Source organism: Streptomyces sp. NPDC057253, from assembly GCF_042669125.1.
Lineage (GTDB): Bacteria > Actinomycetota > Actinomycetes > Streptomycetales > Streptomycetaceae > Streptomyces.
The window spans coordinates 1-20074 of the sequence record NZ_JBHUXV010000150.1; the positions used below are offsets into that span (position 1 = coordinate 1).

At 72.1% G+C, this 20074-nt stretch carries 17 protein-coding genes; 11 read left to right on the forward strand and 6 right to left on the reverse strand.

Going from position 1 to position 20074, the window contains the following annotated elements; all coding sequences use genetic code 11:
• Positions 1 to 1814, forward strand: a 1814-nt coding sequence (locus ACFULQ_RS43055) for a DUF4012 domain-containing protein (protein WP_383555529.1), incomplete at its 5' end; no start/stop codon positions are given.
• 77 nt (positions 1815 to 1891) lie between these two features.
• Here the strand turns inward: ACFULQ_RS43055 and ACFULQ_RS43060 are convergent.
• Both ACFULQ_RS43060 and ACFULQ_RS43065 read right to left on the reverse strand, forming a co-directional pair.
• On the reverse strand, positions 1892 to 2488 hold the full coding sequence (locus ACFULQ_RS43060; protein ID WP_383555531.1) for a low molecular weight phosphatase family protein: 597 nt from the start codon (positions 2486 to 2488) through the stop codon (positions 1892 to 1894).
• 8 nt (positions 2489 to 2496) lie between these two features.
• Positions 2497 to 3960: a polysaccharide biosynthesis tyrosine autokinase gene (locus ACFULQ_RS43065; RefSeq protein WP_383555534.1), complete on the reverse strand. Its 1464-nt coding sequence runs from the start codon at positions 3958 to 3960 to the stop codon at positions 2497 to 2499.
• A 145-nt stretch (positions 3961 to 4105) separates the two neighbouring features.
• Here ACFULQ_RS43065 and ACFULQ_RS43070 point away from each other — a divergent pair, with 145 nt between their 5' ends.
• Both ACFULQ_RS43070 and ACFULQ_RS43075 read left to right on the forward strand, forming a co-directional pair.
• The gene (locus ACFULQ_RS43070) at positions 4106 to 5416 is read left to right on the forward strand and encodes a glycosyltransferase family 4 protein (protein ID WP_383555537.1); all 1311 of its coding nucleotides are present in this window, start codon (positions 4106 to 4108) and stop codon (positions 5414 to 5416) included.
• Positions 5413 to 6351 carry a glycosyltransferase gene (locus ACFULQ_RS43075; RefSeq protein ID WP_383555540.1) on the forward strand — a complete coding sequence of 313 codons (939 nt, stop codon included), beginning with the start codon at positions 5413 to 5415 and terminating at the stop codon, positions 6349 to 6351. The genes ACFULQ_RS43070 and ACFULQ_RS43075 overlap by 4 nt, the downstream gene beginning before the upstream one ends.
• Positions 6352 to 6368: 17 nt before the next feature.
• Here ACFULQ_RS43075 and ACFULQ_RS43080 read toward each other — a convergent pair whose 3' ends face one another.
• The 3 genes from ACFULQ_RS43080 to ACFULQ_RS43090 are packed head-to-tail and all read right to left on the reverse strand — an operon-like array spanning position 6369 to position 9703.
• Positions 6369 to 7754: a UDP-glucose dehydrogenase family protein gene (locus ACFULQ_RS43080; protein ID WP_383555542.1), complete on the reverse strand. Its 1386-nt coding sequence runs from the start codon at positions 7752 to 7754 to the stop codon at positions 6369 to 6371.
• A 20-nt stretch (positions 7755 to 7774) separates the two neighbouring features.
• Positions 7775 to 8806 (reverse strand): UDP-glucose 4-epimerase GalE, encoded by a 1032-nt coding sequence (gene galE, locus ACFULQ_RS43085; RefSeq protein WP_383555545.1) that lies wholly within the window; start codon positions 8804 to 8806, stop codon positions 7775 to 7777.
• 3 nt (positions 8807 to 8809) lie between these two features.
• Positions 8810 to 9703: a UDP-glucuronic acid decarboxylase family protein gene (locus tag ACFULQ_RS43090; protein WP_383555568.1), complete on the reverse strand. Its 894-nt coding sequence runs from the start codon at positions 9701 to 9703 to the stop codon at positions 8810 to 8812.
• On the opposite strand from ACFULQ_RS43090, the gene ACFULQ_RS43095 reads away from it, so the two are divergent.
• The gene (locus ACFULQ_RS43095) at positions 9599 to 9820 is read left to right on the forward strand and encodes a hypothetical protein (protein ID WP_383555571.1); all 222 of its coding nucleotides are present in this window, start codon (positions 9599 to 9601) and stop codon (positions 9818 to 9820) included. The genes ACFULQ_RS43090 and ACFULQ_RS43095 overlap by 105 nt on opposite strands.
• Positions 9821 to 10003: 183 nt before the next feature.
• The gene (locus ACFULQ_RS43100; protein WP_383555547.1) at positions 10004 to 11491 is read left to right on the forward strand and encodes an oligosaccharide flippase family protein; all 1488 of its coding nucleotides are present in this window, start codon (positions 10004 to 10006) and stop codon (positions 11489 to 11491) included.
• Here the strand turns inward: ACFULQ_RS43100 and ACFULQ_RS43105 are convergent.
• Entirely contained in the window at positions 11485 to 12849 is a 1365-nt protein-coding gene (locus tag ACFULQ_RS43105) for a sugar transferase (RefSeq protein ID WP_383555550.1), read from the reverse strand. The genes ACFULQ_RS43100 and ACFULQ_RS43105 overlap by 7 nt on opposite strands.
• 417 nt (positions 12850 to 13266) lie before the next feature.
• Between ACFULQ_RS43105 and ACFULQ_RS43110 the strand changes: the two genes are divergently transcribed.
• The 6 genes from ACFULQ_RS43110 to ACFULQ_RS43135 all read left to right on the forward strand — a co-directional run bounded on the left by ACFULQ_RS43110 (position 13267) and on the right by ACFULQ_RS43135 (position 20055).
• The gene (locus ACFULQ_RS43110) at positions 13267 to 14424 is read left to right on the forward strand and encodes a glycosyltransferase family 4 protein (RefSeq protein WP_383555552.1); all 1158 of its coding nucleotides are present in this window, start codon (positions 13267 to 13269) and stop codon (positions 14422 to 14424) included.
• A gap of 15 nt (positions 14425 to 14439) precedes the next feature.
• Positions 14440 to 15765, forward strand: a complete 1326-nt coding sequence (locus ACFULQ_RS43115; RefSeq protein ID WP_383555554.1) for an O-antigen ligase family protein — start codon at positions 14440 to 14442, stop codon at positions 15763 to 15765.
• Positions 15762 to 16835 carry an NAD-dependent epimerase/dehydratase family protein gene (locus ACFULQ_RS43120; protein WP_383555557.1) on the forward strand — a complete coding sequence of 358 codons (1074 nt, stop codon included), beginning with the start codon at positions 15762 to 15764 and terminating at the stop codon, positions 16833 to 16835. The genes ACFULQ_RS43115 and ACFULQ_RS43120 overlap by 4 nt, the downstream gene beginning before the upstream one ends.
• Positions 16832 to 17626 carry a WecB/TagA/CpsF family glycosyltransferase gene (locus ACFULQ_RS43125; protein ID WP_383555560.1) on the forward strand — a complete coding sequence of 265 codons (795 nt, stop codon included), beginning with the start codon at positions 16832 to 16834 and terminating at the stop codon, positions 17624 to 17626. Before ACFULQ_RS43120 ends, ACFULQ_RS43125 begins: the two co-directional genes overlap by 4 nt.
• 171 nt (positions 17627 to 17797) lie before the next feature.
• Positions 17798 to 19069: an FG-GAP repeat domain-containing protein gene (locus ACFULQ_RS43130; protein ID WP_383555563.1), complete on the forward strand. Its 1272-nt coding sequence runs from the start codon at positions 17798 to 17800 to the stop codon at positions 19067 to 19069.
• 26 nt (positions 19070 to 19095) lie between these two features.
• Positions 19096 to 20055, forward strand: a complete 960-nt coding sequence (locus ACFULQ_RS43135) for a YIP1 family protein (RefSeq protein ID WP_383555566.1) — start codon at positions 19096 to 19098, stop codon at positions 20053 to 20055.
• Positions 20056 to 20074 lie beyond the last annotated feature (19 nt).

Consider the following 20074-nt stretch of genomic DNA (forward strand, 5'->3'; position numbering starts at 1 on the left):
CCGCTGTCCCAGCGGCGGCGGCCGCCTGGATCGGGGTGACCGGGGTGCTGGCGCGGACCGAGCTCCTGGCTGCACAGGGGGACCTGAACGCGCTCAAGGCGTCGGTCTCGGCGGCCACGGTCCCCGCCACCACCGCGGGCCCGTCGGCGGGCTCCTCCGTGGGCGGGTCGGAGGGGTCATCGGCGGGCTCGTCCGCGGGCTCGTCCGCGGGGCCTCCTGCGGAGGCCGATCAGGAGCGGCTGGCGCGTTCCGCGGCCGCGCACGCGGCACGAGCCCACGACCTCACCACCGGGCCCGCCTGGTACACCGCCGCCCATCTGCCCTTCGTGGGCGGCCCCCTGGAGACCGTGCGCGGCATCGCCGAGCTGTCGGACCGGCTGACCGCCGACGTCCTGCCGCCGCTGACCCGAGCGGTCCCCCGGCTGACGGCGAGCGCGCACACCGGCGGCATCCCGCACGTCCTGACCGAACTGGAAGGGCAGGCACCCGCGTTCACGCGCGCCGCGCAGGTCGCGGCCGAGGTGCGGGAAGCGGCCCGCCGTCTGCCCGGCTCCACCTGGCTGCCGCCCGTCGACCGCGCCCGCGCCCAGCTGACGGATCAGCTCGACCGGCTCGCCCCGCAGACCGGCGACGCCGCCGTCGCGGCACGGGTGGTGCCGTCGATGCTCGGGGCACACGGTCCGCGGCGCTACTTCCTCGCCTTCCAGAACACCGCCGAGGCCCGCGGCACGGGCGGTCTGCCGGGCGCCTTCGCGGTGCTGCGGGCGGAACGGGGGCGGCTGACGTTCGAGCACTTCGGCAACAACACGGAGATGAGCGGCCGGGCGGCCGTGGACCTGGGGGCCGAGTTCGCCGCCGGGTACGGCAACAACCAGCCCGCGAGCGTGTGGGCCAACTCCAACATGAGCCCGCACTTCCCGTACGCGGCCCGGATCTGGACCGGCTTCTGGCAGGACCAGAGCGGCCAGCGGCTGGACGGCGCCTTCGCCATCGATCCCGGTGCGCTCGGCCTGCTGCTGCGCGCCAGCGGCCCGGCCCGGCTGCCCGACGGCACCGAACTCACCGCGGACAACGCCGTCGACGTCACCGAGCGGGTCGCCTACGCGAAGTTCGACGACGTCGCCCGGCGCAAGGCGTACTTCGTGGAGGCCGCGCGTGCCGCCGCCGGACGCCTGATGTCCGCGGTCGACGACACCAGCCGGATCCCCGCGCTGCTCAGTGCCCTGCGCGACGTGCAGCGGGCGGGCCGGCTCCAGGTGTGGAGCGCGCACGCGGGCGAGCAACGGCTGCTGGAGTCACGGCCGTTCTCCGGCGTCCTGCCCGACGTCCCCGGTCCCTTCGCGGGGCTCGTGGTGAACAACGCGGCGGGCACCAAACTCGACTACTACCTGGACCGCCGCCTCGTCTGGACGCCCGGGGCCTGTACGGACACCGGCCGCGCGGTCACGGCGACCATGACCTTCACCAACCGGGCACCGGTCTCGGGCCTGCCCGAGTACGTCACCCAGCGGGTCGACTTCCCGTCCTACCCGACCCGCCCGGGCGACAACCGGGTGATCGCGACCTACTACGCCGGAGCGGGAGCGCGTCTGACGGGGGCGACCCTGGACGGGCACCCGATCCGCCCGATCCCCGGCACCGAACGGGGCCACCCGACGTTCACCCTCGATCTGGAACTGCCCCGTCAGTCAAGTCGCACCCTGGTGCTGCACCTTGACGAGCCGGATGCGGAAGGCGATCCGACGGTACTGCGGCAGACGCTGGTGACGCCGACACAGGTCAGGGTGGACCGTGGGAAGCCGTGCGACGGGTGAGTGACCGAAGCCGTGTCCGTGCGGAGCCGTCTCCGTGTGGGGCGCACCCTGTGACAGGGGTGCGCCCCACCGCTCGTTCAGGCCGAGCCGGCGGCGGAGCTGGTCGCCGCCGACGGTGAACCGGAGGAGCCCGGTGTCAGGATCCCGGCCAGTGCGAGGACGGCGGCGCGGACTTCCAGGGCCCGTGCCCGGTGTACGGCGGGGGCGGCGCCGTACGGGTCGGGGATGCCGTCCGACTCGTCCGGCGGGGGGATCACCTGGCCCCGCCGGGACGCCGCCAGCCGGACCGCCTCGTGCGGCGTGCCGGGACTGGTCCCCGCCCCGTCGAGGAGCCGGACGAACTCCCGGAGGGTGAAACAGCGGCGCAACGCCACCGGGTGGAGCCGCACCGCGGTCTCCCGGTGGCAGCGCTCAAGGCCGAGCACCAGGTCCGCGCCCGCGATCTGCCCGGCGTCCAGCCGCCGTGCGGTGAACTCCCGCGCGTCACCGCCGAGTTCGTCGATCAGGGCCCGCGTCACCTCGTCCAGCGGGGCCGGCCGGGCCCCGGTGCCCGCGCTGCGGACCCGGAACCGGGGCTCCGGCAACGCGGCGGCCAGGAGCCGCTCCGCGACCGGCGAGCGATGCAGGTTGCCGGTGCAGACGAAGAGCACCTCGAAGGTGGTCGCCGGGTGCACGGGGCCGCTCATTTCTCGCCCGCGGGAGACCACTCGGCGCAATCCACGGCTCCCGCTCTCCCGACCGCCGGGCGGGGCACGGGCACTTCGGCCGGACCGTAGCCGTACCCGTAGCCGTACCCCTTGCCCTTGAACGTGGCGGCCATGCTGAACACCGTGCCGAGGATGCGCACACCCGTCCGGCTCAGCGACTCGGCGGCGCCGCGGACCTGGTCGCGACCGGTCTTGGAGGCCCGTACGACGAACAGCACGCCGTCGACGAGCGGGGCCAGACCGATCGTGTCGGCGACCGGGAGCAGCGGGGCGCTGTCCACGACGACCACGTCGAAGACGCCGGCGAGTTCGCGGAGCACCTCCCGCATCCGGTCGGAGGCGAGCAGTTCGGTCGGGTTGGGCGGTACGGCACCGCTGGTCAACACGGTGAGCCGGCCCCCGGCCTGCTGCGCCACGTCCTCAGCGCGCGCCTGGCCGATGAGCACCGTGGTCAGTCCGGCGTCCTGGACGAGGCCGAAGGTGCCGGCCACGGAGGGCCGGCGCAGGTCGGCGTCGACCAGACAGGTCCGCAGCCCCGCGTCGGCGAGCGAGAGCGCCAGGTTGACGGCCGTGGTGGTCTTCCCCTCACCGGGCACCGAACTGGTCACCACGATCACCCGCGGCCGGTCGTCGACCTGCGCGAACTGCAGGTTGGCCCGCAGCTTCCGGAAGGCCTCGGCACGCACGGAGCTGCCGGCGGAGTCCATCGCGATCCGCTGCCGTACCGAGCTCCTGTCGTACGGGATGTGACCGAGCACCGGCAGCGAGGTGAGTTCGCCGAGCGCCTCGCTGGTCTTGACGGTGGTGTCGAGCGCCTCGCGCAGGGCGACCAGCGCGGCGGCGAGCAGCAGCCCGCCGAACACTCCGACCGCGAGGTCGAGCAGCCGCTTCGGCGAGACCGGACGGGTGGGAACGCTCGCCTGTTCGGTTACGCCGAGGGAGACGGGCGAGACCTGGGCGACGGGCTCGGCGATCCCGCCGGCCGGCGGGATGGCCTCCTTCGGCGACTCCAGCCGCTCGACGACCACGACGAAGCGCTTCGCCACGGCGTCGGCGATACGCGCTGCCCGCGTCGGAACGGTGTCGCGCACCGTGATGTCGATGAGCACCGTGTTGAGCGGAGCCTCGGCGGTGATCCGCGAGGCGAGTTCCTCCGGCGTGTACGTCAGCTTCAGTTCGCGCACCACGGGCTCGGTCACCTGACGGGTCGCCACGATCGCCGCGTACGACTGCACCCGCGCCTGGGAGAAGCTCTGGCCCTGGTTCAGTTCGGAGGTGTCCGCGCCGGACCGGGTCGCCACGAAGAGCTGGGTGCGAGCCGCGTAGACCGGCGTGCTCAGAACGATGAAGGTCTGGGCCGCGCCGACACCGAGCAACAGACAGATCAGGACGGTCGGCCAGCGTCTGGCCAAGACTTTGAGATATCCACGAAGGTCCAACGCGCGCCTCTCACCTGACTTGATATGTCCTCTTTTTTCTCATTCACCACTTAATCTCGTGCCGAGAATAGGAGAAATGAGCGGTATGCCCGACATGCCTCGCGGGAGAAGGACCGAGGGCCCCACCATGGATGGACAGGTGTTCATGGATAGGAAAATCGCACCGCGGTCCCGCGGACTGCGGATCGTGCTGGTCTCGTTCGCCTGCGACCCGACCCGCGGCAGCGAACCGGGCATCGGGTGGGGCTGGGCGGAGGCGCTCGCGCGCCGCGGGCACACCGTGGAGGTCCTGACGCACCCCGAGTCCGACAACGTGCGCCACATCAAGCACCGGATCGAGGAACTGGGGGAAGTGGGCGAGCGCATCCGCCCGCACATCATCGCGGAACCCCCGGCGCCCCGGTGGACCCGGCTGCTGCCGGGCCCGCTGAGCGACATGGCCGCGGAGGTCAAGCGCTACGACGGCTGGCAGCGCCGCGCTCTGGAGTACGCCCGCGACCAGGGGCTCGACAAGGCCGACCTCGTGCACCACGTCTCCTACGGCTCCCTCCAGGGCGGCTCCGCCCTGCGCCGTCTCGGGCCGCCTCTGGTGTTCGGTCCCGTCGGCGGTGGCCAGGTCGCACCCCACAGTCACCGGCGCTACCTGGGCGCCGCCTACCGGCAGGAGGCGTTGCGGACCTGGCTGTGGGTCCGCTGTCTCAGCCGTCGCCCCTCGTGCCGCGCGACGCTCCGCGATGCCGCACTGCTGCTGGCCACCAACCGGGACACCGAACGACTGGCCCGTGCCCTGAGCCGTACCGCCACCGGGCTGATGCTGGCCGACGGCATCCAGGAGTCGGTCGTCCGGCGACCCGGCGAGGCGCCGCCGACCGGGCCGGACCGCCCGCCCACCGTTCTCTGGGTCGGCAGACTGCACCCGCGCAAAACCCCCGAGCTGGCCGTCCGGGCAATCGCACATCTGCGATCGGAGATCCCGGGCGTGCGCCTTGTGATCCTCGGCGACGGACCGCTGCGACCGTCCCTGGAACAGCTCGCGGTACGCCTTGGAGTGGGGGAATCCGTCGAGTTCCGGGGCCTGTTGCCCCGGGAGCAGGTCTTCGCCGCCTGCGACGAGGCGGACGCGTTCCTGATGACGAGCCTGCGGGACTCCTCCAGCACCCAGACTCTGGAGGCGTGGGCCCGGGGCCTGCCCGTCGTCCATCTGGGCCACCACGGCATCAGCGACTTCTCGGCGCCGGGCGGGGCGGTCTCGGTGCCGCTCGGCGATCCCGCCGATCTGCCCCAGCGCCTCGCCTGCGCGCTGAGCGGCGTGCTGGAGGACCAGCACATCCGCCGCTGCATGGAGCGGGCCGCGCCGACGTGGGCGCGGAAACACACCTGGGCGGCCAAGGCGGAGACCGCCGAGGAGCTGTATCGCGCCGTTCTGTCCGAGAGGCAACCATGCTCGTATCAGTGATCATCCCTCTGTACAACACAGAGAAGTACATCGGCGCCTGTCTCGCCTCCGTCCTCACCCAGACCCACCGAGAGCTCGAAGTCATCGTGGTGGACGACGGGTCCACCGACGGCGGCGCGGCGATCGCCGAACGCGTCGCCGACGAGCGGGTCCGGGTCGAACGGGTCGCGAACGGCGGAGTCGGGGCCGCCCGCAACCGCGGTCTCGCCCTCGCCAGGGGCGAGGCGGTGGCTTTCCTCGACGCCGACGACCTCTGGTATCCGGAGAAACTGGCCGAGCAGGTGGGCGTCCTGCGGGACCGCGATGTCGTCGCGGTCGGCGCGGTCTTCCAGTATCTGTCGGCGAGCGGCCGTCGGTTCGGCCGGGCGGGTCAGGACGCGCGGGACGCCGCCTCCCAGGAGCGCATGCGGCGGGGCGGGCTGATGCCGTTCCCGATCTCCTCCCTGATCGCCCGCACCGACGCCGTGCGGGCCGCGGGAGGGTTCGACGAGTCGCTTCCGCCGGTCGCCGATCTCGACCTCATGGCTCGACTGGCCCTCGCGGGACGGGTCGCCACGGTGATGCGGCCGCTCGGCGCCTACCGGGTGCACGGCGACTCCATGTCGGCCCGTGAGCCCGCCGAGATGATGATGCTCGTGCGCTTCGTGGAACAGCGGGCCGTGGCCCGGCTCGAAGGGCGGCCCGCGCCCGTCCTCGAGTCGTTCGTGTCCTCGTACCGCCTCACGCGGGCGCAGCGGCGACGGGACGGCGCGGCGCGCCGGTTCCGTGACGCCGGCCTGGCGGTGATGGAGCGACGGTATGCCAGGGCGGCCATGCTGTGCGCGGCGGCCCTCGTCGTCCGGCCGTCGTACACGCTCCGCCGCATCGCGATGCGGCTTCCGGCCGGCCGTACGACGACCGTCGCCCACAACAGGCTTGCTGTGGGCGACAGTTGAGCCGGTGACCGGGCCGCTCAGCCCACCTCGGCGGAGCAGACGGCCGGCACATGGTCGACGGCGCTCTGCTGGTTCGGCAACGGAGGCGGGAACGGTCGGCCGAGCGCCCGCAGGGTCCAGCCGGCCGCGCGCCAGGACGCCGGATCGAGGGCGTTGCGCGCGTCGAGGATCCTGCGTGCCGGGGTCACGGCGGCGAGGGCGGCCGGGTCGATCCGACGGTAGTCGCTCCACTCGGTCAGGTGCAGCACGAGATCGGCGCCCTCGCACGCCTTGGTGACATCGGCGGCATATCCGAGCACGGGGAGCACGGCCCGCGCGTTGTCCATCCCCTCCGGGTCGTGGAGCCGCACCTCCGCGCCCTCCCCGTGGATCGCGGCCGCGACGGCCAGGGCCGGGGAGTCGCGGACGTCGTCGCTGTCGGGTTTGAACGTGGCACCGAGGACGGCGACACGGCGGCCGGTGAGCTCCCCGCCGACCATGTCCCGGGCGATGTCGACGGTGCGTCGCCGTTGCCGGGTGTTGATCTCGTCGATCTCGCGCAGGAACGACAGCGCGCCACCGACGCCGAGTTCGTCGGCGCGGGCCGTGAACGCCCTGAGGTCCTTCGGGAGGCAGCCGCCTCCGAAACCGAGGCCCGCGGAGAGGAAGCGGCGGCCGATGCGGGTGTCATGCCCGAGGGCGTCGGCCAGGGTGGTGACATCCGCGCCTGTGGCGTCACAGACCTCGGCCATGGCGTTGATGAACGAGATCTTGGTGGCGAGGAACGAGTTCGCGGCGACCTTCACCAGTTCGGCGGTGGCCGGATCCGTGCTGATGTAGGGCACGCCGGCCCGCAGCATCGGTGCGTACACCTCGCGCAGGGTCTGGTCGGCCCGCCCGGACAGGACCCCGGCCACCAGCCGCTCCGGGCGGAGCGTGTCCTGGACGGCGAAGCCCTCGCGGAGGAACTCCGGGTTCCAGGCGACCTCCACGTCGCTGCCCGGCGGGACCAGTTCCTGGACACGCGCGGTGAGCCGGGCCGTCGTTCCCGCGGGCACCGTGGACTTGCCCACGATCAGGCAGGGGCGGCTCAGCCGGGGCGCCAGCGTGTCGATGACGGCGTCCACCGCCCGCAGGTCGCAGGCCGGGGAGTCCTGGCGCTGCGGGGTGTTCACGCAGACGAAGTGCACCTCGCCGAAGTCGGCCGCCTCGTCGAGCGAGGTGGTGAAGCGCAGTCGCCCGGATCCGACGGTTCTGCCGAGCACCTCCTGGAGCCCGGGCTCGAAGAAGGGGACCCGGCCCTCGGCGAGGGCGGCGATCTTCTCCGCGTCGACGTCGACGCCCAGCACCTCGTGGCCGATGTCGGCCATGCACGCGGCGTGCACGGCGCCGAGGTATCCCGTTCCGATGACGGTCAGTCGCATCTCACTCGCCGCTTTCTGTGTCAGTTCGGGTAGCCGGACGGGTTGAGCTCCTGGAATCGCCATGCGTCGCGGCACATGGCGTCGAGATCCCGCGCCGTGCTCCAGTTCCAGGCCCGGGCCACGGCGCCGGGGTCGGCGACGAGGGCCGGCACGTCGCCGGGCCGGCGGTCGGTGATCTCGTACGGGATGGGCCTGCCGCAGGCGCGCTGGAAGGCCGCGAGGAGTTCGAGCACCGAAGTCCCCCGTCCGGTACCGAGGTTGAAGACCCGCATGCCGACCGCGTCGTCGAGGTGTTCCAGTGCGAGCCGGTGGCCTTCGGCGACGTCCATCACATGGATGTAGTCGCGCACGCCGGTGCCGTCGGCGGTGGGATAGTCGCCGCCGAAGACGCTGAGCCTCGGGAGGCGGCCGGCGGCGACCCGGGCGAGGTAGGGCATCACGTTGTTGGGTACGGCTTTGCGGGGTACTTCGCCGAGCAGTCCGCTGGGGTGCGCGCCGACCGGGTTGAAGTAGCGCAGGGCAAGCACCGAGAACCCGGGCAGGTGCCGGCAGATGTCGGCGAGTACCTGCTCGCACAGCCACTTCGAGGCGGCGTAGGGGTTGGTGGGGCGCGCCGGATCCTCCTCGGTGAGCGGCACCTTGGTGGCGTCGCCGTAGATCGAGCAGGACGAGGAGAACACCAGGCGGTGCACTCCGTGGTCGCGCATGGCGTGCAGGAGTGCCGTGGTGCCGCCGACGTTGGTGTCGTAGTACTCGACGGGCAGCTCCACGGACTCGCCGACGGCCTTCCGCGCGGCGAAGTGGATGACGGCGTCGACGCGGTGCTCGTCGAGGACCCGGGAGAGCGCCCGCCGGTCGAGCAGGTCGATCTCGTGGACGGCGACCGGCGGGCGGGCGGCGATCTTCGCCACGCGTTCCAGGGCGCCGGGCACGCTGTTGGAGTAGTCGTCGACGACGACCACGTCATAGCCGTGGTCCAGGAGTTCGACGCAGGTGTGGCTGCCGATGAATCCGGCGCCGCCGGTCACCAGGACGGTGGTGCGGGCGGGCATGGGTCACCACGCTCCGGCGGTCTCGTGCGCCCGGCCGGCGAACCACTCCACCGTCCGCCGCACTCCGTCCGCGACCGGTACCTCCGGGTGCCAGCCGAGGTGTTCGCGGATCCGGGTGATGTCCGGGCGGCGGCGCACCGGGTCGTCGGTGGGCAGCGGGTGGTACTGGATCCGCGAACCCGAACCCGTGAGGTCCAGCACCAACTCGGCGAGGTCGCCGACCAGCCACTCCTCCGGGTTCCCGAGATTGAACGGACCCGCCTCGGACGAGTCCAGCATCCCGACCAGCCCGCGGATCAGGTCGCTCACGTAGCAGAAGCTGCGGGTCTGCTTGCCGTCGCCGTAGATGGTCAGCGGTTCCCCGGCGAGGGCCTGGGCGATGAAGCTGGAGACGACCCGGCCGTCCTGCGGGCGCATGCGCGGACCGTACGTGTTGAAGATCCGGACGATTCCCACGTCGACGCCGTGAGTGCGGCGGTAGGCGAGGGAGACGGCCTCGGCATACCGCTTGGCCTCGTCGTACACGCTGCGCGGTCCGACCGGGTTGACGTTCCCCCAGTAGTCCTCGACCTGGGGATGGACCAGCGGATCGCCGTAGACCTCGCTCGTGGAGGCGAGCAGGAACCGGGCGCCGTGGCGCCTGGCGAGTTCGAGGGCGTTCTCGGTGCCCCGGCTGCCCACGGCGAGGGTCTGCAACGGCAGCCGCAGATAGTCCGGCGGTGACGCGGGGCTCGCGAGATGGGCGACCGCGTCGACGGTGCCGGGGATTTCCGCGGTCACGCTCACGTCGGTATGGACGAATTCGAAGGCGGGGTATTTCCGCAAGTGCGCGATGTTCTCGGGCCGCCCCGTACTCAGGTTGTCGAGGCACACCACCGCGTCTCCGCGTCGCAGCAGTGCCTCACACAGGTGCGAGCCCAGAAAACCGCCCCCACCGGTCACGGCAACACGCATGGCTTTCTCCATGAATTCAGGGAGGGTGGAGATGCTGAAAAAACATTGAAAAGGATATGAGCGGATTCTTGACTCGCCGCGGAACCCGGCGGCGGTCATGCACTGTTTGGCCGGTACCCGAGCGGAGCTCGGCGGCGCACACAGACGTCAACTCGAAAAGTCCGATCACTCTCACGTGTGAATGCGTATACCGCGCGTCGCGCATTTCGCCGCGCGGTACGACGGCTGGAGGATCCTGTCGCCATGACGCAGCTGACGTCCGCCACAGTCCGGGGAATGCGCTGGACCTCCCTCGCCGGCGCGGCCTCCGCCGCGGTGCAGATCCCGTACGCGGCCGTGATGGCCCGGCTGCTCACCCCTCAGGACTTCGGCCTGATGGCCCTGGCCTTCGTGGTGCCGCGGTTCGCCCACCACTTCGCGCAGGGCGGCCTGAGCTCCGCGGTGATCCAGCGCCCCACCCTCACCCCGCGCGACGTACGCGTGATCCTCGCCCTGGCCCTCACCGTCGGCGGCGGCTGCTCCGCGGCGGTCTGGTGCCTCGCGCCGTACGGCACCGAACTGGTCCGCGGTCCATCGGAACTGACCGGCATGATCCGGGCGCTGGCCCTGTGTCTGCTGATCGCAGCCCTGGGCGCCCCCGCCACGGGAATGCTGAGCCGCAGCATGCGCTACCGGGCGGTCGCCTGCACCGACTTCTGCTCCTTCGTCGTCGGCTACTGCGTGGTCTCCCTCTCGTCCGCCCTTCTCGGCGCGAGCGTGTGGAGCCTGGTCTACGGCACGCTCGGCTGGAACCTGATGCAGAGTCTGCTGTCCTACCTCCTGGTCCGGCACCCGCTCCATCCGCTGTTCGACGTGCGGGCCATGCGGGACGTGATGCGCTTCGGCGGAAAGGTCTCCGTCAACGGCTTCCTGGAGTACCTCACCAGCGATCTGCCCAAGCTGGCCATAGGCCGCTACCTGGAGGTCGCCACCGCCGGGCTCTACGACCGCGCCGCTCTGCTGGCGTCCTACCCGCTGCAGCAGATCCAGCAGGCGGCGAGCAAGGTGCTCCTGCCGGCCCTCAGCCGCATCCAGGGCGAGACCGGTCGGCTCGCCGCGTTCTACGCCGACTCCACGTCCCTGACCGCGCTCGTCCTCTTCTCCCTGTGGGCGGTGATCGGCGCGAGCGGCGACCAGTTGGTGGCCCTGCTGCTCGGCGCTCAGTGGCGGGGCAGCGCGGAGCTGGTCCCGATCCTGGGCCTGGTCGGCGTGCTCGGTCTGGTCGCACAGTTCTCGGGCACGCTCGTGGAGGCCATCGGCTCGGTGGGACCCAAGGTGGTCATCCATCTGGTGCAACTGGCGGTTCTCGTCGCCGGCATGGCCGTCGCCCTGTACCTGGGGTTCGGCGTCCACGGACTTCTGGCGGCCCTGCTGGTGAGCCAGCTCACCAAACAGACCCTGTTCTCCTTGTGGTTGAACCGGCTCTTCCCCTCCACCCGCCGGCCTGTCACCCAGGGGTACGCCCAGGCCGTCGCGCTCTCCGGCCTGATCTGGTGCGCCCTGTGGTCCGTTCAGCAGGCACTCGCGGACAGCTGCCCCGGGCCGGTGGTCCTCGCGGCCAAGCTGGCGGCGGCGGCCGTGCTGGCGCTGTGCTGTGCGCGGTACGGGGCGGGTCTGCACGGTGTGCGAGTCGCCCGGGAGCGGGGCTTGCTGCCGGCCGCGCTGTGGCGAGCCGGCGCGCGCGCTCAGTAGGCGCCGTTGCCCTCGACGACGGCTCGCAGCGTCCGGCCGAGGATGCCGAGATCGACGGTGGGAGACCAGTTGTCGACGTAGCGCAGATCCAGGGCGATCGTCTCGTCCCAGGACAGGTTGGAGCGCCCGCTGACCTGCCACAGACCGGTGAGCCCCGGTTTGACGCTCAGCCGTCGCAGCTCCACCTCGTTGTACTTCGCCACCTCGTCGGGCAGCGGCGGCCTCGGCCCCACCAGGGACATGTGCCCGCGCAACACGTTGAACAGCTGGGGGAGTTCGTCCAGCGACGAGCGCCGCAGCACCCGGCCGACCCGCGTGATCCGGGGATCGCTGCGCATCTTGAACATCAGCCCGTCGTGCTCGTTGGTCCTGGCGAGCTCGTGCCTGAGCCGCTCGGCGTCGGCGACCATGGTGCGGAACTTCGCCATGCTGAACGGACGGCCGCCCTGTCCGACGCGGAGCTGGCGGTGCAGGACCGTACCCGGTGAATCCAGCCGTACGGCGATCGCCACGGCGAGGAACACCGGGGCCAGCAGCACGAGCAGCACAGCAGCGCCCACCCGGTCCGTCACCTCCTTCAGCAGCGCGGCCGCGCCGCGGCGCACGGGAGGGGCGACGTGCAGCATCGTCAGGCCCGCCACGGACGAGACACTGACCCGGCGTTGGGCCACCTCGGTCACGCCGGGCACGACGACGAGCGGACGACCGTACTCGTGGACGGCCCAGGACAGTCGGCGCAACCGCTCGCCCGCCATGCTCGGCCCGGACACGACGAGGACCAGGTCCACGTCCAGTCTCCGGGCCGCGGTCAGCACGGGCAGGGAGTCGTCGGAGGGCCGCTCCGGCGCCGACGCGTTCAGCCGTGCCACGACCGCAGACACCGCGCCGGGGGCCCCGTCGCCGATCACACACGCCCCGACCAGGATGAACTCGTGATCGGTGCGCCGCGCCAGATGCTGGGCCAGAGCGTCGAGCGCGTCCGTCTCCCCGATCACCAGGGCCCGGCGTACAGCCCGTCCGGACCGGCGCCGGGCCCGTAGATGCCGGTGCGTGAGCCGTCGGCAGATCAGCGTGACCGGGAGGCAGGCGACCAGGCCGGCCAGCGCGACCTGGCGCGGAGGTTCCACGCCGGTCGCCGCTCTCGCCAGCACGAGCAGCCCCACCAGGATCAGCCAGTCCCGCAGTACGGGATCGGGGCCCCGCTCCCCGAGGTCACGCCAGGTGTAGCGGCCGCGTGAGGCCCGTACGCACACCCACGCCAGCGCCGCGACCGCCGCGGACCACAGCGCGAGCACCTCGCCGGCCAGGCGGAAGGCGGCGTAGGCGGGCACGCCCGCTCCCACCACGTCGGCGGCCACCGCGATCGGCTGGTACCAGGCGGGTTTGCTCAGGCGTCTTCGCCCGTGGCGGGCCGGCTCCCGGTCGAACTGCTCCGGCGCGCGCCCCGGCAGGGGTACATAAGGTACGTCTCCCCGAACAGTCAAGGTCACCCACTCCAGCCGTCTCCGAGGACGCCACCGAGTGTCGCCGACGTGTGCGCCACGGACCCGGTGACGACGCTCGTCCGCGCGGAGCGATCACCCGATAAGCAGCATCCGGGCACGGGGGCCGACTCAGGTGCGGGTCGCGGCCGCAGCGGTGGCCGGGCTCCGCCATACGGGTGGGCTTGCCGGGACCGCCTCCCCAAAGCACCGATACCGCTCACCTGTTGAGCGAGTTTGGCTCTTGCCCGAAGCGCGTGCGGGCTCCGCTGACGACGACCGAAGGCGCTCTGTATGAGAATCGCGGTAGTACACAGCTTCTACACCGCCGGGAAACCCAGCGGGGAGAACGCACTCGTACAGGACCAGGTGCGGGCGCTGGGCACGGCCGGCCACACCGTGGAGCTGTTCGCCGCGCACACCGACGAACTGGCCCGGGACCCGCTCTACCCGCTGCGGGCGGCGGCACGCGTGGCGTCCGGCCGGGGCAACAACCCGCTCGCGCGCCTGCGCGACTTCGCCCCCGACCTCGTACACGTCCACAACCTGTTCCCGAACTTCGGCCGCTCGTGGGTCCGGCAGTGGGCCGGCCCGCTCGTCGCGACCCTGCACAACTACCGCCCCATGTGCGCCGCCGCGACGCTCTACCGCGCGGGGGCCGTCTGCACCCGCTGCCCGGGCGGCGACCCGTGGGCGGCCCTGCGCTTCGGCTGCTACCGCGGTTCCCGGGCCGCCACCCTGCCGCTGGCCTGGGCCGGACGGCACGGCCCCGCGGGGGACCCCCTGCTGGCCCGCGCCGACCGGCTGGTGGTGAACTCCCGGCTGAGCGAGGAGACGTACCGACAGGCCGGCGTACCCGCCCGGCGCCTGTCCCTCGTGCCCAACTTCGTCGACGCGCCGGTGTCCGATGAGTCACCGGACGACACGGGTCGCTGGCTCGTCGCCGCGCGCCTGTCGCCCGAGAAGGGCGTCCTGGAACTGCTGCGCCAGTGGCCGGCCGACGCACCGCTGGACGTGTTCGGCGACGGCGAGCTCCTCGCCGAGTGCCGGGCCGCCGCTCCTGCCTCCGTCCGGTTCCTGGGCCGGCTCGACCGCGCCGAACTGTGCCGTCGGATGCCCGCCTACCGCGGCCTGGTCTTCCCCAGCCGCTGGTACGAGGTCCAGCCGTGCGTGCAGGTCGAGGCGCTGGCGGCCGGGCTGCCGACGCTGGCGTTCGAAGGCTCTTCGGTGGCCGAGGCGGTACGGGAACACGGCACCGGCCTGGTCACCCGGTGGGACCAGCCGCTCGCCCCGGTCCTGGCAGAGGCGGCCGACCGCTTCCCGTCGCTGCGCGCCCACTGCCGGCAGGTGTACACCGACCGCTACACCGAGCGGGCCTGGCTCGCCCGCATCGCCGGGGTGTACGAGGAGGCGACCCGCATCGCCGGGGACCGCGCCACGGCGCTCGCGTAGGGGACGAGGGTGCACATGGCGTCATCGGACCGGGAACCCGGGAACGATCACCGTCTCATCACCGGTGTGGTGGTGGTCGCCGTTCTGCTGACCGGGGGCCGCTGGATCTCCCACATGAGGGTGGGCCCGCTGTACATCGGTGACCTCCTGCTGGGTGCTGCCTTCCTGCACGCCGTCACCTTGAGAGCGCTGTCCGGGAAGCGCCCCGCTCGCGTGTACGGCCCGGGGATCCTGGTCGGGCTGCTGCTGATCCTCACCGCGCTGCGGCTGCTGGGCACCGAGGACGACCTGCGGACGGCCGCCCGTGACGCGGCGCCGTTCGCCTACGCCGCGATCGCCTATCTGTCCGCGAGCGCGTACCAGAGGGTGGGCGAGGCGGGCAGACGGCGAACCGTCCGGATGATCCACGGCGGACTGCTGCTGCACCTCGCGTGGATGGTCGTGGCGACGCTCGCACCGCGGTTCGTCGCGACCCTGCCCGAGGTGGGCAACACGCGCGTCTTCGAGATCCGCACCGATTTCGACGTGGCGGTGCTCGGTGTGCTGGCCGGCCTGTCGATCCTGCGGATCCGACGGGGACGGGTCTGGTTGCACGGGTCGGTGGCGATCATGGCGCTCGTCACCGGCCTGGCCCAGGTCAACAGGGCCGGTCTGCTCTCCTGCGCCGCCTGCGTCCTCCTGGCCGTCGTGTTCCGTGCGGGCGGCAACGGCCGGCTCACCGCCCGCGCCGTGCTGCTGGGAGCGACCGCCGTCCTCGCCGTGGCGGTGGTACTGCCCATGTCACCGGCCGGTCAGCGTCTCCTCGCGCTCAACGCCACGTCGGCGTCCTCCTCGGAGATCGTGGAGAACGCTCAAGGCACCAAGCGCGCACGCCTGATCGCATGGCAACAGGTCGTGAGGTACACGCTGGACGACCCCGAACGCACGACGATCGGCGTCGGCTTCGGACCGGACTTCCTCCAGCTGTCCAACGGCGACCTTCCCATCGGCCGGGGCATCGGCGTGCGCTCCCCCCACAACTACCTGGTCACCTGCTTCGCCCGGCTGGGCATCGCCGGACTCGCCCTCGTCGTCGCCCTCCTCGTCAGGCTCCTGACCGTCACGCTCCGGATCGTCCGCGGCGGCCCGCCGGACGAACTGACGTCGCTGTGCGTGCTGCTGGTGATCTCCCTGCTCATCGCAGCCCTGCTGGGCGTGATCCTCGAATCGCCCTTCGGCGCCACCCCCTTCTTCTGGGCGGCCGGAATCCTCCTCGGGGGCGACCGGGCACGACGGGCCCGTCTCCGGCGGGAAGCACACCCGGAAACCCTTGTCAGCTCTCCTCAGGAGGTGTTGGTTTGAGCGTCGCAGTGGTGACCGGCTCAGCCGGTCTCATCGGGTCGGAGGCGGCACGGCACTTCGCAGGCCTGGGCCTCGACGTGGTCGGCGTCGACAACGACATGCGCGCCCGGTTCTTCGGGCCGGAGGCGTCCACCGCGTGGAACGTGGCCCGGCTCTCCGCCGACCTCGGCAGGTCCTACACCCACCAGGACGTCGACATCCGCGACCGGGACGCCCTGGCGGCCGTGTTCCGCAAGTACGGCCGGGACATCGCCGTCGTCATCCACACCGCGGCCCAGCCGTCCCACGACTGGGCAGCCCGCGATCCGTACACGGACTTCGACATCAACGCCGGGGGAACGCTCAACGTCCTGCAGAACGTCCGCGAGCACTGCGCCGACGCCCCGCTGATCCACTGCTCGACCAACAAGGTCTACGGCGACCGCCCCAACTCCCTGCCGATGGTGGAGGAGGAGACCCGCTGGGAGATCGCCCCGGGCCACCGCTACCGCGCGGGCATCACCGAGGAGATGTCCATCGACGCCTGTCTGCACTCGGTCTTCGGCGCGTCGAAGGTGGCCGCCGACGTCATGGTCCAGGAGTACGGGCGCTACTTCGGGCTCAGGACGGCCTGCTTCCGCGGCGGCACGCTCACCGGCCCCGGCCACTCCGCCACCGAACTGCACGGCTTCCTCGCCTACGTGATGCGCTGCGCCATGGAACGGCGCACGTACCGGCTGATCGGGCACAAGGGCAAACAGGTGCGGGACGCCATCCACAGCCACGACGTGGTGGCCGCGTTCGAGGCGTTCTTCCGCGCGCCTCGCAGCGGCGAGGTCTACAACCTGGGCGGTGGCCGGCACTCCAACGTCTCCAACCTGGAGGCGATCGCGCTGGCCGAGAGGATCTCCGGGAACGCGATGACCGTCGAGCACGTGGACGTGGCCCGGGCCGGCGACCACATCTGGTGGATCAGCTGCAACGCCCGGTTCGAACAGCACTATCCCGAGTGGCGGTTGACGTACGACGTGCCCCTGATCATGAACGAGATCCACGAGGCCAACGCGGACAGGTGGGTCCCGGCGCGGTGAAGAGGAGTGTTCTCGGCGTCCTCGTCGACGTGACGACCTACGAGCAGGCGGTGGACGCCGTGCTGGCCGCCGCCAGGAACCGCCGCCCGTTCGCGGTCACCGCGCTGGCCGTCCACGGGGTGATGACCGGCGTGCTGGACCGGGGGCACGGCGCCCGGCTCAACTCCTACGACCTGGTGACCCCCGACGGTCAGCCGGTGCGCTGGGCACTGAACCTGCTGCACGGCGCGGGGCTCACCGACCGGGTGTGCGGGCCGGTCCTGACGGAGCGGGTGCTGCGCGCGGCCGCCGACGAGGGCCTCCCGGTGTACCTGTACGGCTCGACGGAGGAGACGCTCGGCCGACTGGCCCTGAACCTGCAGAACGCGCTCCCCGCCCTGAAGATCGCCGGTCGCGAGGCCTCCAGGTTCCGCACGGCCCGCCCTGGTGAGGACGCGGAGCTCGCCGCCCGGATCACCGGGTCCGGGGCGCGGATCGTCCTGGTCGGGCTCGGCTGTCCGCGGCAGGAGGTCTTCGTGCACGCGATGCGTCCGCTGCTGCCGATGCCGCTGCTCGCGGTCGGTGCCGCGTTCGACTTCCACGCCGGGATGCTGCGCCGGCCTCCCGTGTGGATGCAGAAGCACGGCTGGGAGTGGCTGGGGCGGCTGGCGCTGGAACCCCGTCGGCTGTGGCGGCGCTACCTCTTCCTCAACCCGTACTACCTGCTGCTTCTCGCCGCGCAGTGGATCCGGTGGCGACCGGCCGCCCCGCTCGCTCCCGTGACGGACAGACCGACCGAGTTCCCGATGTGATCCTCCCGGGGCGCTCTCCGCACGCCGAGTTCCCCGTGCGGCGAGGAGGACCACTCCCCCCGCACGGCAGGCACCCGCCCAGGACTGTCGTCCCCGCCTCGAACGTGTGCATGATTGACCCCGTTGCCAATGATGCTGACGGGGTGAACGGTGCGCGCGTACAGAGGTGTTGTGGGTACGGCGGCCCTCTGCGGCATCCTCCTCCTGGCCGGCTGCGGGCCCACCCGACAGGCCGGGGCCCCGGACCACAGCCCGCTGGGGATCGCCGACGCCCCCGCCCGGCTCCCCGTCCCCCACGGCAAGGGCAGCCGCACCCCCGACGACTTCAACGGCGACGGCCATCGCGACCTCGTCCTCGGTGACCTGGTCAAGGAGCAGGCCCACGCCGACGACCCCGGCATCGGCATCGTCTACGGCAGCGCGCGCGGACTCGTCCCGGGCACCCGGCAGTTGATCGCCCCGGCCCGGCAGGGCGCGGCCACCGACGGCCAACTCCCCGCCCTGTTCGACGCGGAGGCCACCTGCGACCTGGACAAGGACGGCTTCACGGACCTGGTCGTCTCCACCGACCCGCCCTACGACGGCCAGGGCCAACCCCCCGTCCCGCTCCAGATCCTCTTCGGCTCCCCGACCGGCCTGAGCGGCAGGGCCGTCCACCTCACCGTCCCGGCCGTGGCCCGCGCCGGCAACGACTGGCCCGACCAGCCGGTCTGCGGCGACTTCGACGGCGACGGCGCCAAGGACCTCGTCCTGCACGCCACCGGCGGTCATCTCAGCTATCTGCGCGGCCCGTTCACCCGCAAGGGCGCCCCTCGCGCGGCCGGCGCACCCCTCCAGGCCCCCGGTGAGGTCCCGACCGGCCCGGCCGCCGACGTCGACCGCGACGGCTACGACGACCTGATCGTCCGTACGACGGAGGGCACCGGCCCCTCCGCCGTGGTCCTCGGCGGCCCCGCGGGCCCCACCCGCACCGGAACCGCCCTGCCGTCCGGCATCGACGTGGCCCTCGGCGCCTTCGGCCGCGGCAAGGCGCTGGACGCGGCGGTCGGCGCCATGGGCGGAACGTCTCTGCGCTACGACCTCCCCACCGCGGCGAAGGGCTCCCTGGCCTCCCCCGGCTCGGTCCTGGACGCCGCCGACTTCGACGGCGACGGCCTGAGCGAACTGGTCTCCAGCGGCTCGCGCCTGCGCGTCTTCCAGGGCCGTACGACGGGCCCGTCCACCAAGGCGACGGTCACCGTCGAACCCCCCGCCACCGGCACCACCCGGGTGGTCGCGGTCGGCGACTTCGACGGCGACGGCCGGGCGGACCTGGCGGTGCGGACGTACCGGAGCGAGACGAAGGACACCGTCGCGGTGTTCCCCGGCACGAAGAAAGGGCTGGTGAGCGCCGAACCGGCGGTCACGTTCTCGACTTCGGCGTTTCGTAGCCGAACCCCGTAGGGGACGGGCGAGACCTCCCGTAAGGGATGTCACAGCTCGGCAGCAAAGCCGTCCCCGAAACACCCGGCCGCGCACACCGCTCTCCGGGACCAGGTACGTTCGAAGACGTGGCTGGATTCAGGATCGGACGCGGCCGGGACAACGGCGCTCCTCACGCGCGACCGCAACAACCTCCCTACGGGCAGCAGCAGGCGCCCCAGGGGCCGCCGTCGTACGGCTATCCCCCCGCACCGCAGCCCCACCCGGGCCAGTGGACCCAGGGCGGCGGCCGGGGCTACGACGAGCCGGAGTACTTCGGCGACGGCGCCCCGCACCACCCGCAGGGCCACCCGGACCCGTACGCGGCCAACAACCCGGGCAGCACCCAGGCGTTCTCGATCGACGAGGACCCCTACAACCAGGGCGGCACCTACCGCGCGGGCTCGGCCCCGGCCGGTCCCGTGGGCCCCCGTCTGCACTGGAAGGAGCTGCTGAAGGGCATCGTCCTCGCCCCCCAGCAGACCTTCCTCCAGATGCGGGACTACGCGATGTGGGGCCCCGCCCTCATCGTGACGTTCCTCTACGGCCTGCTCGCGGTCTTCGGTTTCGAGGAGGCCCGCAAGGACGCGATCAACGCGACCCTCTCGAACGCGGTCCCGATCGTCCTGACGACCGCCGTCGCCATGGTCCTGTCCGCCTTCGTGCTGGGTGTCGTCACCCACGCCCTGGCCCGCCAGCTCGGCGGCGACGGCGCCTGGCAGCCCACGGTCGGCCTCTCCATGCTGATCATGTCCCTCACGGACGCCCCCCGCCTGATCGTGGCCATGTTCTTCGGCGGCGACGCGGGCTTCGTCCAGCTCCTCGGCTGGGCCACCTGGGTGGCGGCCGGCGCCCTCCTCACCCTGATGGTCTCCAAGTCCCACGACCTGCCCTGGCCGAAGGCCCTGGGCGCCTCGGCGATCCAGCTGATCGCCCTGCTGTCGATCGTGAAGCTGGGCACGTTCTAGCGGCGGGGTCCTTCCCGGA